16 protein-coding genes are annotated in these 12,880 nt (G+C 63.6%); 2 read left to right on the top strand and 14 right to left on the bottom strand.

The genetic code is table 11. The features are described from left to right. The first annotated feature begins 50 nt into the window (after window positions 1-50). Window positions 51-923 (top strand): outer-membrane lipoprotein carrier protein LolA, encoded by an 873-nt coding sequence (locus tag AC0X69_RS18185; protein WP_482609490.1) that lies wholly within the window; start codon window positions 51-53, stop codon window positions 921-923. A 91-nt stretch (window positions 924-1,014) separates the two neighbouring features. Here AC0X69_RS18185 and AC0X69_RS18180 read toward each other — a convergent pair whose 3' ends face one another. The 9 genes from AC0X69_RS18180 to pdxR form a co-directional block, all read right to left on the bottom strand. Next, window positions 1,015-2,049 carry an aspartate-semialdehyde dehydrogenase gene (locus AC0X69_RS18180; RefSeq protein ID WP_482609488.1) on the bottom strand — a complete coding sequence of 345 codons (1,035 nt, stop codon included), beginning with the start codon at window positions 2,047-2,049 and terminating at the stop codon, window positions 1,015-1,017. Window positions 2,050-2,088: 39 nt separating this feature from the next. After that, the gene (locus AC0X69_RS18175) at window positions 2,089-2,457 is read right to left on the bottom strand and encodes a hypothetical protein (RefSeq protein WP_482609486.1); all 369 of its coding nucleotides are present in this window, start codon (window positions 2,455-2,457) and stop codon (window positions 2,089-2,091) included. 69 nt (window positions 2,458-2,526) lie between these two features. After that, window positions 2,527-3,315 carry a succinate dehydrogenase iron-sulfur subunit gene (locus AC0X69_RS18170; RefSeq protein ID WP_482609484.1) on the bottom strand — a complete coding sequence of 263 codons (789 nt, stop codon included), beginning with the start codon at window positions 3,313-3,315 and terminating at the stop codon, window positions 2,527-2,529. 1 nt (window position 3,316) lies between these two features. After that, complete coding sequence (gene sdhA / locus AC0X69_RS18165) at window positions 3,317-5,149, bottom strand: succinate dehydrogenase flavoprotein subunit (RefSeq protein ID WP_482613442.1); 1,833 nt, start codon at window positions 5,147-5,149, stop codon at window positions 3,317-3,319. Window positions 5,150-5,277: 128 nt separating this feature from the next. Continuing rightward, the gene (gene sdhD / locus AC0X69_RS18160; RefSeq protein WP_482609482.1) at window positions 5,278-5,673 is read right to left on the bottom strand and encodes a succinate dehydrogenase, hydrophobic membrane anchor protein; all 396 of its coding nucleotides are present in this window, start codon (window positions 5,671-5,673) and stop codon (window positions 5,278-5,280) included. Window positions 5,674-5,675: 2 nt separating this feature from the next. Next, the gene (gene sdhC, locus AC0X69_RS18155) at window positions 5,676-6,083 is read right to left on the bottom strand and encodes a succinate dehydrogenase, cytochrome b556 subunit (protein ID WP_482609480.1); all 408 of its coding nucleotides are present in this window, start codon (window positions 6,081-6,083) and stop codon (window positions 5,676-5,678) included. Window positions 6,084-6,245: 162 nt separating this feature from the next. Next, window positions 6,246-6,971, bottom strand: coding sequence for an outer membrane protein (locus AC0X69_RS18150; protein WP_482609478.1), 726 nt, complete (start codon window positions 6,969-6,971; stop codon window positions 6,246-6,248). 161 nt (window positions 6,972-7,132) lie between these two features. Next, complete coding sequence (locus AC0X69_RS18145; protein ID WP_482609476.1) at window positions 7,133-8,359, bottom strand: MFS transporter; 1,227 nt, start codon at window positions 8,357-8,359, stop codon at window positions 7,133-7,135. Window positions 8,360-8,565: 206 nt separating this feature from the next. Then, entirely contained in the window at window positions 8,566-10,089 is a 1,524-nt protein-coding gene (gene pdxR, locus AC0X69_RS18140) for a MocR-like pyridoxine biosynthesis transcription factor PdxR (protein WP_482609474.1), read from the bottom strand. Window positions 10,090-10,328: 239 nt separating this feature from the next. Between pdxR and AC0X69_RS18135 the strand changes: the two genes are divergently transcribed. Next, entirely contained in the window at window positions 10,329-10,535 is a 207-nt protein-coding gene (locus tag AC0X69_RS18135) for a hypothetical protein (protein WP_482609472.1), read from the top strand. 51 nt (window positions 10,536-10,586) lie between these two features. On the opposite strand, the gene AC0X69_RS18130 is transcribed toward AC0X69_RS18135, so the two are convergent. The 5 genes from AC0X69_RS18130 to AC0X69_RS18110 all read right to left on the bottom strand — a co-directional run bounded on the left by AC0X69_RS18130 (window position 10,587) and on the right by AC0X69_RS18110 (window position 12,703). Beyond that, a complete protein-coding gene (locus AC0X69_RS18130) occupies window positions 10,587-10,865 on the bottom strand; it encodes a hypothetical protein (RefSeq protein ID WP_482609470.1) in 279 nt (92 codons plus the stop codon). 141 nt (window positions 10,866-11,006) lie between these two features. Continuing rightward, a complete protein-coding gene (locus tag AC0X69_RS18125) occupies window positions 11,007-11,225 on the bottom strand; it encodes a GCG_CRPN prefix-to-repeats domain-containing protein (RefSeq protein ID WP_482609468.1) in 219 nt (72 codons plus the stop codon). A 142-nt stretch (window positions 11,226-11,367) separates the two neighbouring features. Beyond that, complete coding sequence (locus tag AC0X69_RS18120; protein WP_482609466.1) at window positions 11,368-11,658, bottom strand: hypothetical protein; 291 nt, start codon at window positions 11,656-11,658, stop codon at window positions 11,368-11,370. A gap of 108 nt (window positions 11,659-11,766) precedes the next feature. Next, a complete protein-coding gene (locus AC0X69_RS18115) occupies window positions 11,767-11,994 on the bottom strand; it encodes a hypothetical protein (RefSeq protein ID WP_482609464.1) in 228 nt (75 codons plus the stop codon). An 88-nt stretch (window positions 11,995-12,082) separates the two neighbouring features. Next, on the bottom strand, window positions 12,083-12,703 hold the full coding sequence (locus AC0X69_RS18110; protein ID WP_482609462.1) for a class I SAM-dependent methyltransferase: 621 nt from the start codon (window positions 12,701-12,703) through the stop codon (window positions 12,083-12,085). Window positions 12,704-12,880: the final 177 nt, after the last annotated feature.

Raw genomic sequence — 12,880 nt, 5'->3', positions numbered from 1 at the left:
CAACTTATGCTAGGAAGACGGCGAGAAGCTTTCTCGAATCGGAACTCGCCGTGAAATATGCCTCCGCCGCCGCACTGATCGCCGCGCTTTCGTTCGCCTTCCCGGCAGACGCCGCAACTATCGCGCGCGCCGCTCGGCCGTCACAGGGAAGCGCTCAGCCCTCCGCCGAAAACAAGACCGCGGAGGCGAAGCCGGCAAACGACGCGAAGACGACCCAGGCTGAGGTGAGGACCCCTGCCGAAAAAGCCGCCGAGGCCAAGCCCGCGGCGCAGCCAGGCGACGCCAAGCCTACCGAACCCGCATCAGCCGGCAAGAAAGCCGCAAAGCCCGCTCAGGCGACCGGTCCCGCTTCGGCGGCCGCCACGATCACGCCTCCGCCCGCGCCGGAGCCGGAGAAGCCGCTGAGCCGCGCCGAGGCGGTCAAGCGCGCCAACGCTTTTTTCAACGCATCTCCGGTGATGACGGCGGATTTCGTGCAGATCGGGGGCGACGGAAAGCGTTCCGAAGGCAGGCTTCACGTCCAGCGCGCCGGACGCGTCCGTTTCGAATACGCCGAGCCGGCGACCATGGAGGTCGTCGCCGATGGCGCGCAGGTCGCTGTCCGCGACCGCAAGCTCGGCACGCAGGACCTGTATTTCATAACCCAGACGCCGCTCAAATTCCTGATGAAGGACAAGATCGACCTCGAGAAGGACGTCACCCTCGAGGATGTGAGGATCGACGATTCAGGCGTCACCATCTTCATCGAGGACAAGGCGACCTTCGGCGGCACCTCGCATGTGCGCCTGATCTTCGATCCCAAGACCTTCAAACTGAAGCAGTGGCAGGTGAAGGACCCTCAGGGCTACGAGACGCTGATCTCCATCTTCAACATCGACCAGGCGAAAGTTCCGGACGCCGCGCTGTTCAAGATCGCGAAGTAGTCGCCCGTCGCTCATGACGGTCGCGCGCGAGTGAAGCGGGCGCGCACACCCTCCATTCAACCGAATTCGGCCCAGTGATCGCGTCCGGGAGCTACGCCGCCTTCTTCTTCGGCGTGATGAGCTTGCGGTTCAGCAGCGTTTCGGCGATCTGGATGGCGTTGAGCGCCGCGCCCTTACGCAAATTGTCGGAAACGCACCACAGCACGAGACCGTTATCGACGGTCGGGTCTTCGCGGATGCGCGAGACATAGGTCGCGTCTTCGCCCGCCGCTTCATGCGGCGTGATGTAGCCGCCCGCTTCACGCTTGTCGATGACGAGCACGCCTGGCGCCGAGCGCAGAATGTCGCGCGCCTCATCCGCCGAGATCGGCTTTTCGAACTCGATGTTCACCGCTTCCGAATGGCCGATGAAGACCGGCACGCGCACGCAGGTGGCGACGAGCTTGATCTTGGGATCCAGGATCTTCTTCGTCTCCGCCACCATCTTCCACTCTTCCTTGGTGAAGCCGTCCTCCATGAAGACGTCGATGTGCGGAATGAGATTGAAGGCGATGCGCTTGGGAAATTTCTTCGCGTCGACGGGATCGGAGACGAACACCGAGCGCGTCTGCGCAAAGAGTTCGTCCATGCCTTCCTTGCCCGCGCCGGAGACCGACTGATAGGTCGAGACGACGACGCGCTTGATCGTCGCCGCGTCGTGCAGGGGCTTCAGCGCCACGACGAGCTGCGCCGTCGAGCAGTTGGGATTGGCGATGATGTTCTTCTTGGAGAATCCCGCGGCGGCGGCGGCGTTCACTTCCGGCACGACCAGCGGCACGTCGGGATCCATGCGCCAGGCCGACGAATTATCGATCACGACGCAGCCCTGCGCGCCGATCCTGGGCGCCCATTCCTTCGCGACCGAGCCGCCCGCCGACATGAGGCAGATGTCGACATCGGAGAAATCGTAGGAATCGAGCGCCTTGCACTTGAGCGTCCGGTCGCCGAAGGAGACCTCCGTGCCAATCGAGCGCGACGACGCGAGCGCAACGACTTCCGAAACCGGGAAGCGGCGCTCGGCGAGAATATCGAGCATCTCGCGGCCTACGTTGCCCGTAGCGCCGACGACCGCGACCTTATACGCCATGATCAAGCTCCAGCCGGCGAACGCCGGCGCGTGAGATGTTTAGAACGGGAGGCCGACGGACATATTCCCCGACGGCGAAACGCCAATAGGCAATTTCCCGTTGGGCGAGCTCGGCGTCTCGTCTTCCTTCTCCTTCGGCTTTCCTCCGGGCGCACCCTTGCCGGGCGACCAACCCTCGAGTTCGCCGAACTGGCGGTTGCCGCCGCCTCCCTGCTGCTGTTGCGCGCCGCGCTGGGACTGCTGCGCCTTGGCCTTCCTGGCCTTTGGCTGGGCCGACACCGCGCCGGAAGCGTCGAGCGCGCCGGGATCGACTTGAAGCTGCTGCGCCGAGGCGGCCTGCGGCCCGGCCGTGATGAGGAAAGCGGCGCAAAGGAGCGGTCCGAAAGAAAGACGGGCGCAGGTCGACATGGCGCAGATCTCCGTGAATGTTCAATCCGTCCTAGACCGGCGGCGCGGCGGGATCAAGGCGCGCCGCGCTCAGCGGGCCTCGGCCTCGTCCTGGGCGATCGCCATGTTTTTCAGCTCCGCGATGGCCTTCGCCGGAGACAGGCCTTTGGGGCAGACCTGCGTGCAATTCATGATCGTGTGGCAGCGATAGAGGCGGAACACGTCATCGACGTAGGAGACGCGGTCCGTCGTCGATTCGTCACGCGAATCCTGCACCCAGCGGAACGCCTGCAGCAGCGCCGCTGGCCCCAGAAAACGGTCTGAGTTCCACCAATAGCTCGGACAGGCCGTCGAGCAGCAGGCGCATAGGATGCATTCATAGAGCCCGTCGAGCTTGGCGCGCTGCTCCGGCGATTGCAGCCGCTCCTTCGCCGGATCGGGCCCCGCGCGCAGCCACGGCTGGATCGCCGCATGCTGCTCGAAGAAAATCGTCAGATCCGGCACCAGGTCTTTGACCACCGCCATATGCGGCAGCGGATAGATCTTGATGGCGCCGTCGATGTCGTCCATGCCCTTGGTGCAGGCGAGCGTGTTCAGCCCGTCGATGTTCATCGAGCATGAGCCGCAGATGCCCTCGCGGCAGGAGCGGCGGAAGGACAGCGTCGGATCGATCCTGTTCTTGATCCAGATCAGCGCGTCGAGGACCATCGGTCCGCAATCGTCGGCGTCGATGAAATAGGTGTCGATGCGCGGATTGGCGCCGTCTTCCGGATTCCAGCGATAGATGCGCAGCTCACGCAGGCGCTGGGCGCCTTCGGGTTTCGGCCAGATCTTGCCTTCGGCGACGACGGAGTTTTTGGGTAGGGTAAATTCGACCATATCAATACACCCGCGCCTTCGGCTCGACGTAAGCCACCTCGTTGGTCATCGTGTAGCTGTGCACCGGGCGGTAGTCGATTGAAGTCGTCTTTCTCTCGCGATCGATGGTCGCGAGCGTATGCTTCATCCAGTTCTTGTCGTCGCGATTGGGGAAATCCTCGCGCGCATGGGCGCCCCGCGACTCGGTGCGATTGGCGGCGCTTTCCATCGTCGTGACCGCCTGCACGATGAGATTGTCGAATTCCAGCGTCTCGATCAGATCGGAATTCCAGATCAGCGAACGATCGGCGATCTTGACGTCGGCGCCGTCGCGCCACACCGCGTTGATCTGTTCGACGCCCTCGGCGAGCACCTCGCCGGTGCGATAGACGGCGCAATGCGACTGCATCGTCCGCTGCATTCGATCACGCAAGACGGCCGTCGACGTTCCGCCATTGGCGTTGCGGAAGAAATCGAGCCGCGACAAAGCAAGATCGGCCGAGTCCGCCGGCAGTTCCGGCTGCGTATCGTTCGGTTTGACGAGTTCGGCGGCGCGCAATCCCGCGGAGCGGCCGAACACCACGAGATCGATCAGCGAATTCGAGCCAAGTCGATTGGCGCCGTGCACCGAAACGCAGGCCGCTTCGCCAAGCGCCATCAGGCCGGGCACGACCGCGTCGGGATTTCCGTCGCGCTTGCGCAGAACCTCGCCGTGATAATTCGTCGGTATGCCGCCCATGTTGTAATGCGCGGTCGGTATGATCGGGATCGGCTCGCGCGTCACGTCGACGCCGGCGAAAATCTTCGAGCTTTCGGAAATGCCCGGCAGGCGCTCATGCAGGATCGCCGGGTCGAGATGCTCGAGATGCAGATAGGCGTGGTCCTTAAACTTGCCGACGCCCCTGCCCTCGCGCACCTCCATCGTGATCGCGCGCGAGACCATGTCGCGCGGCGCGAGGTCTTTAACGGACGGCGCATAGCGCTCCATGAAGCGCTCGCCTTCGCTGTTCGTCAGATAGCCGCCCTCGCCGCGCGCGCCTTCGGTGATCAGGCAGCCCGCCCCGTAGATGCCGGTTGGGTGAAACTGCACGAACTCCATGTCCTGCAGCGGCAGACCGGCGCGCAGCACCATGGCGTTGCCGTCGCCGGTGCAGGTATGCGCCGACGTCGCCGAGAGATAGATGCGGCCGTAGCCGCCGGTCGCGAGCACGGTGAGCGCGGCGCGAAAACGATGGATCGTTCCGTCGTCGATCTTCAAACATATGACGCCGCGGCACTCGCCCTGCGCATCCATGATGAGGTCGATGGCGAAATATTCGACGAAGAACTTGGTGTTGAGCTTCAGCGCCTGCCCATACATCGTATGCAGCATGGCGTGGCCGGTGCGGTCCGCGGCGGCGCAGGTCCGCTGCGCCGGCGGACCCTTGCCATAGTCCGTCGTCATGCCGCCGAAGGGACGTTGATAGATCGTCCCTTCGCTCGTGCGCGAGAAGGGAACGCCCCAATGCTCCAATTCGTAAACGGCGGGGGGCGCATTGCGGCACATATATTCGATGGCGTCCTGGTCGCCGAGCCAGTCGGATCCCTTGACGGTGTCGTACATGTGCCATTTCCAATCGTCCGGCCCCATGTTGCCGAGCGCGGCGGCGATGCCGCCTTGCGCCGCCACCGTGTGCGAGCGCGTTGGAAAGACCTTGGTGACGCAGGCGACGTTCAGTCCCGCCTCGGCGCAGCCGACCACCGCGCGAAGGCCAGAGCCGCCCGCGCCCACGACGACCACGTCAAAGGTGTGATCGACGATCGGATACGCCCGGCCGCTGACCGACACATTTGATGCAGGACCTTTTTCAACCATCAATCAAGCCTTTTCCAATGTCAGTCGCGCCGCGAACAGCTCGTTTGCGCCGGTACAGGATGAGGTCGTCGAGATCAAGGAAGCGCTGCGGCGCGCGGCTTTCTGATTCGCCGTCAATCGCATGCCGACTACTTCGGCGCAGCGATCAGGAGGATGGCGAGGACCCAGACCGCCGCAATCGCCCGCGACGCCCATGTATTGGCGATCATGGCCTGCGCCTTCAGCGCTTTGTCATGCACGTAATCTTCAATGATTTCGTCCATGCCCTGGCGCGCGTGGATCATGCCGATGACGCCGAAAGCAAGAAGCACGAGCGCGGGGAACGGCCTGCCGATTTCGGCGCGCACGCCTTCAAGCGTTTTGCCGGCGATTCCCAGAATCCACCAGGCGCTCAAGGCGCCGAGCGGGACCAACGCGTAGGAGGTGAGGCGCATGAAGCGCGCATGAAAGGAGCCGCTGTGGTCGGAAACATAACCGCCGCCGAGCGCGGCCCGACCGCTCTTGAACCTTGTCACAGCCGTCATGATCAGCTCGCCAGCGTTTTGAGAATGAAGAGGAGGAGCGTCAGCAGGATTCCGCCGACGAGCGTGCCTTGCGCAACCAGCTCGCGCCCCTTCGGGTCCATGTAGAGGCCCCGGTCCCAAAGCGCGTGACGCACGCCGCCGAGCAGGTGGTGGAAGATCGCCCATACGATCATCACCACGAGCACATTGCCGATGAAGCCCGTCGCGATCCAGGACACCGCCGAAAAGGCGCCGCCGCCGACCCCCGCGCCGAGCAGGAACAGCGCCAGAAGCGCCATGCCGCCGTAAAGCCCGACGCCGGTGATGCGATGCGCGATCGACATCATCATCGTTATAATGGGCTTGAAGATCGTCAGATGCGGCGACAACGGCCGTCGCTCGGCGAGCCTGTCAATGTCGGCGTCGGCCATGTGGAACCCTCTCGCATGCGGCCGATTTGTTTCTCGGAACGCTTCCAAGCAGATAGTTCAATTGTTGCGGCGCCGCAACCAAAAGCGGTCGAACCGGAGCGCCGCAAAAGGCAAAAGCCCCGTCGCCGGGGCTTTTGCCGCTCGCGTTTATAGCATTCGGCTTCAGTAGTTCGCCACTGCCGGTCCGGGAGGCGCAAGCAGCCAGTTGAAGCGGTAATTGACGCCGGCGCGAACAGTATTGAGATGCGCGCGCTGCTGAGTTTCGACGATCAAGGGCGCAACATAGATGGGATCGTAATTCGCGCCGATGTTTGTATAGAGATATTCGACCTTCGCCGACCAGTTCGGCAGGAAGGCGTATTCGAGCCCCCCGCCCGCTGTCCAGCCGGTTCCGGTGCGCGCCTGAGAGCCGAGCCATCCGTAGTTGAGACGCACGTCGCCATAGGCGAAGCCGCCGGTGCCGTAGAGAAGCAGCTGCGAATTGAGCAGCGACAGGCCCGCGCGGCCGCGCACCGTGCCAAACCAGCCGACGCTGCGCGTCGCGCCCCACAGCGTGCTGCCGCCGCCGACGCTCGTGCCCTGGAAATCGGTTTCGACGCCGGCGACGAGGAACGGCGTGAATTGATAATTGTAGCCAATCTGCGCGCCGCCGATCACGCCGCCCGTGTTTGGCGCTGTCGGAGTGGGAAAAAACCAGTTGCCGTAGTCATAGCGGTCGAGCCACCCGCCTCCGAGATTGAGGCCGACGTAAATGCCGCTCCAGGTGAAGACGGGCGGCGGCGGAATGTAGACCGGCGGCGGCTCTTTGCGCGACGGCAGGTCTGCGGCCGACGCAGACAGGGCGGCCAAGCAAGCCGCGACGGCGAGGCCGAAAACTCGTTTTTTCATCAGAACCTCGATGGTGCGTTTTTTGAACGCCAGCGCCCCCGCCGGTTCTGGAAATGAATGGCCAACGATGGCGTAATTGCGGAAGATTTATGCTTTGTTTTCAATGTTTAAATGACATGCTTAGCCATCGGTTAACGCGCCCGATTTTCGACGCGAACATCTTAACGGGAACCCCCGCGGTCCTGGGGCGACCCGCCAAGACGAGCGGCGCCGAGCCTGAGCGCGACAAAGGCCGCCGACGCGCAAAGGGCGCCGGCCCAGAAGGCGGAGGCCGGACCATAGACGTCCCACAGGGCGCCGGCGGCTGCGCTCGCGATGAGCAAGGCGACGCCGCTGGCCAGGTTGAACACGCCGAAGGCCGACCCGCGCAGCGCCGCCGGCGCGACGTCGGCGACGAGCGCGGCGAGCAGGCCCTGGGTCAGGCCCATGTGCAGCCCCCAGAGCGCGACGCCCAGCCAAACGAGCGGCATGTGGTCGGCCATCGCCAGGGCCGCGTCGGCGGCGATCAGCGCCACAAGACCGGCCATCAGCGGCGTCTTCCGGTCGCCCCGGTCGGAGAAGGCGCCGACTGGATAGGAAGCGCCCGCGTAGACGAGATTCATGGCGACGAGCACCAGCGGCGCAAGCGCCTCCGGCAGTCCTACTTGGCGCGCTTTGAGGATCAGGAACGCCTCCGAAAAGCGGGCCAGGCTGAAAACGACGCCGATCGCCACGACGATCCAGAATGGCGCGCCGAGACCGCGGACTTCATCGATATGCAGCGGAAAACGCGCCGGCCGAGGCGGGCGAGACGATTGCGGCTCACGCACGCCGAATGCCAGGACGGCGACCGCCAGAGCCGCCGGGATGGTTGCGATCCAGAACACCAAAGGGATGCTGTTGGCGGAAAGCCACATGGCGGCCACGGCGACGGCGGGTCCAAGAAAGGCCCCAACCGTATCGAGCGACTGGCGAAGGCCGAAGGCCGCCCCGCGGATGGAAGGCGGCGCGATATCGGCGACGAGCGCGTCGCGCGGCGCGCCGCGGATGCCCTTCCCCACGCGATCAATAAAGCGCGCGGACATGATCCAGGCGAGATTCGGCGCGAGCGGAAACATCGGCTTGGTCACTGCAGCAAGGCCATAGCCGATGATCGCCAGCAGCTTGCGCCGGCCGAACCAGTCCGAGAGCGCGCCCGAGAAGATCTTGACGACGGACGCGGTGGCCTCGGCGACGCCTTCGATGACCCCCACCTCGGCCATCGAGGCGCCCATCGCGCCGACGAGATAGATCGGCAGCAGCGCATGGATCATCTCGGAGGAGAAATCCATGAGCAGCGACACGATCCCGAGCGCCCAGACGCCGGAAGGCATGGCGCGCAGGCGGACGTGGCTGCTGAGGTCGCTCATGGATTTATGACGCTCGCGCGCTAACCCTCTCCGAGCGGAGACGGCCGGTCCGCGGGACCGGGATGAGGGATTGCATATTAGCGCATAGCGTCACTGCGGCGTTACGCAAAGCCGAGCGGCGCCGCGACCCCTCACACGTTTGCCCCGCAACGCCCGCTCCCATCGGGAGAGGCAAGGCGCTCGTCCTGTTAAGGCGCGCGCGACGGCTATGTCTTCAGCGCCTGCGCGAGCCGTGCGATCCCGATTTCGATCTCTTTTTCGGTGAGCGCGACGAAACCGAGCATCAGCAGCCGGTCTCCGCCGTTCTTGTCCTCGAAGCGCAGCGCAGAGCCGGTCGCCAGCGAACAGACGCCGACGCCCGCCGCGAGCCCCCGCTTCTCCACTTCGGCGGCGTCCGGAAAACCTTCCGGCAGCTTCCAGACGAGATGCATGCCGGCCTGGTCGCCGTAGATCTCGCAATCGCCGAAGTGATTGCGCAGCGCGCCGAGCAAGGCGTCGCGCCGATCGCGATAGAGCTGGCGGATGCGTCGCAGATGGCGCCCGAATTCGCCGCTCGACATGAAATCCGCCATCGCGGCCTGTTCGAGCCAGCTCTGGCCATTGTTCATCAGCATTTTCATCCGCCGTCCGGCTTCGGCGAGACGGCGCGGCAGCACGACATAGCCGAGGCGCAGGCCCGGACCCATGCATTTCGAGAAGGTGCCGAGATAGATGACGCGCTCGTTGCGATCCAAGCCCTTGAGCGCCGTCAGCGGCGAACCGACGAATCGGAAGTCGCTGTCGTAATCGTCTTCCATGATGTAGGCGTCATATTGCGTCGCCCAGGCAAGCAGCTCGAGCCGTCGCTGCAGGCTCATGGTCACGCCGATCGGATATTGATGCGATGGCGTGACATAGGCGACGGCGCCTTTCGTCTTCGGCAGCTGCGACACGTCAAGCCCGTCCTGATCGACCGGCACGGGATGCAGCTTCGCCCCAAGGCTTTCCAGCACGAAGGCCGCGCCCTGATAGCAGGGCGACTCGATGACGGCGGTCGAGCCCGGCGTGACGAGCAAACGGCCGACGAGATTGAAGCCGTCCTGGCAGCCGCCGACGATGATGATCTGATCCGGCTCGGCGACGATGCCCCGCGCCGGCGCAAGATGTTTGGCGACGGCGCGCCGCAGCTCCATCAATCCCGCGGCGTCACTGTAGCTCGTGAGATTGGAGCCGACTGCTTTCAGGCGATTCTTGATGTGATGCGACCAGACCTTGAGCGGAAAGGAACGCGCGTCGGGCCGGCCAACCCAGAAGTCGGCGGCGAGACGGCGGCGTTCCGGGTCGGCGAGACGATGGGTGCGCAACGATCCGCACGGCGGCGGAACATCTTCCGCAGCGCCCTGCTCTTCCGCCTGCGGCGCGCGATGGTCGGCGGAAAGAAACGCCGTATCCGGCAGATCCGGCGCGACGAAGGTGCCCACATAGGGCTTCGTGCGGATATAGCCTTCGGCGATCAGCCGCTCATAAGCCAGAACGGCCGTATTGCGCGAGACGCCGAGCTGGCTGCTCAGCTCGCGCGTGGTCGGCATGGGATCGTCTCCCTTCAGCTGGCCATTGAGGATCATCGAGCGGATCTGGTCGAAGATCTGGTTCTGCAGAGTGGTCTTCTCCGAGTCCGCCAGAATGATCGAGAGTTGAACATGCCCGCTTTTCACAACGGGCGTGGTCCGATCCGTGGTCATAAAGGTCATCGCTGCAATCTCCCTGGGCGCAAGCTAATGCGCTTCCGGCCATGCCGCATAGGTCCACTGAAAATGTAAGCATTGGCGCCAAATTTCACAGGCTTTGCCGTCCAGCCCGGCAGCCAGAGCGAGAAAGGTTTTATGCTGGCGCCATGAGGTTCCTCGTCCCTGGCGCTTTTATTTGGACGCAGCTTGGGAAAAGCTCCAGTCGTCCGCTAGAGGCGCTAGAGCAAACGAGGGGAGCCAAAATGCCGTTTTCGAATTCGCGCATCGTGCCGGTGGCGTTTTGGGTCGGATTTCTCGCCCTGGGCCTCGCCACGAATGTCAACCACGAGCAAAAAGCGCGTGGAGTCGCTCACAGCAGCAAGCAGGAGATGAGCGTCGCCAGCGCCTCCAGCAAGCGACTGCCAATGCTGTTGAGCCAGGATCCGAATCAAGCCGTCGTTCGCGACTGAAGCAATCCTCCTCTAGCGCCGCGTAAGCGGCGTTTTTTTTGCGCCGAAATCCTAGGTCTTGCGGAGAGGCACAAGGTAATTCAGCGCCGTGATCGACAGGAAGCCGCCGATCCACGCGCCTACCGCCGCAAACGCCACATATGCCCAGTTTGACGTGTAACTGATCACCGCGAAGGCGGAGAGAAGATACCAGACGCTGCTCCAGCTCGCGGCGGCCACGCGCCGGCGCTCCGACACGGCGGCGTTGAAGAATACGTAGACGGCGTCGGTAATCGCGGTCGAGGCGGCGACGCCAGCCCCGATCAGCGGGTCAATGGCAGGCAGATCCATGGTCTCCTCCGCTTTCGCCAGATTTCGGCGAGCGCCTGCAGCGCGGCGATCAAACGAGAAGAAAACAAGATTGGCGGAGCGAAACGCCAATCTCTGTTTTAGCGCCCGACAAGCGGGCGAATATTCACCGGGTGACGCTCACTAGCGGCGCCAATACGGCCGCCCACTCCATTGACCGCCGCGGCGACATCCGCCCCAGGGTCCTCTGTGACCGTAAGGACCGCAGCCCCCGTAAACGAGATGAAGAGAACTCTGTGAATTGTCGGGCGCCTGGATCGGCATGGCGTCCGCCTCGGGGACGAAAGAGAACGCAAGGCTCGCGCTGAGCGCCGCTGCGCCCAGCAATTTTTTATAGGTCATAAGGAGCAGTCCTTCGAGCTAATCGCCAGCCGGTCAGTCGACCCTGGCGCGCCGGAGGCTATCGCCGATTGATCCGGAGAGCCACGGTCGGCGAGGAATGCGGTTAAGAACGCCCGAGGACAACTCGGTTTCGAGCGACCCGCTAGTCTCCGTCCTTCTTTTCGCCGCCGCTCTTGTCGGCGGGCTTTTTCGCACACGCCCAGATGCACTTATCTTCCGACTTACCCTGGCAGAACTGATCGTAAAGCGTGTAGTACCAGACGGAGTAAGGAATGGGTCCATCCGGAGGCGTCGGATCGCCCGGCGGAATCCGAAGAATCGGGAAACAGCTTTTAGGCGGCTTCTTGGACGCCTTTTGCTGATCCTTCGACTGGACCGCGCCGCTGGCGAAGGCGAGGCCGAGCAATGCGAGGACGACCAGACGCTTCCTCATGCGCGCGCCCCAGCAGCTGAAGACAAGCGGAAACTCTGAGATGGCGCATCCGCCGGGCGGGTCAAGCGATCGCGGGAGAGCGATGGGCGCGCCAAACTTCAGCCGCGCCTAACGCTCCGCCTCATTGTGACCGTCAGGGCCTGCTCCCTCGGCCTGATCCTCTTCGGCGGCCAGCCGCAGCGACTCAGCCAAAGCAAGCCGCAGGAGCAGCATGGCCATTTGTTCAGGAACCGGCTCGCGAGTGACGGCCTCGAAAGACAGCCGCAGCGCTATTCCCACTTCCCGAAGAACCGCGCGAGAGGCTGGATCGTCGTCAATTCGTCTCTTCGGGAGCATGTCGCTGTCCTCCCGACGTTTAAACCAACGGGCTTCTGCGTAGTTCCCACAATACGCTGAATTTAAAAGCACAATTTTGGCGACTGCGTCACGACGAGCGCCGGAATGTGCTGAACTGAAACTTCTGCGCCGCATGCCAGGGCGTATCATGCTCGTGCCGGCGACTGTCGACGAGCGCGAAGTCGGCGCCAAGAATGGCGGCGAGCGTTCCGGCGCTGTGTCGCGCCACCGGGAGACCGCTGCACCTGTCGGGGCCCTCGGGCGCAAATGTGCCAATGATGACATAGCCGCCTGGCTTGAGCGCTTGTTTGAGCCGGCGAAGATAAGCGCGCTGCTCGCTTTCAGTGGTCAGGAAGTGAAACGCGGCGCGATCGTGCCAAATGTCATAGAGTTCTGCCGGCCGCCATTCCGTCGCATCGGCGACAATCCACTTCACCTTGTCGCCCTTGGCGCCGAGCCGGACTCGCGCTGTATCAAGAGCCGCGGCCGACAGGTCCAGGACGGTAATGTCCTGGAAGCCCTTCGCGACAAGGCTGTCGACAAGCCGGGACGCGCCACCGCCAACGTCTATGATGGCCGATGACGGTCGTGCGCCCACAAGCTGGAGCAGCTCGAGAGACTCCTTGGGAATTTCTTCGAACCAGCTGACTTCGGCCTCGCGCTTGGTCGTGTAAATGTTGTCCCAATGCGCCTGTCGCGAAGTCGTCATCGCCACCCCGCTGTGTCGGACGTATTCAGCGGCATCGTCGCTGAACGCCCATGCTTAGGCTGTCAGGAATCAGCAGGGCGCAGATCACGCCACCGGCAACGCTCGGAATCGCGTTTCAACCACCTTGCCTGAAGAAAGTAGCGTGCGCGGCGCTAAAGTCGGCGGCGAAAACCGAGC

This window comes from Methylocystis sp. Uni0008, from assembly GCF_056838045.1.
Note: the sequence above shows the minus strand (reverse complement) of the source record. Positions and strands in the feature narration are given on the sequence as shown.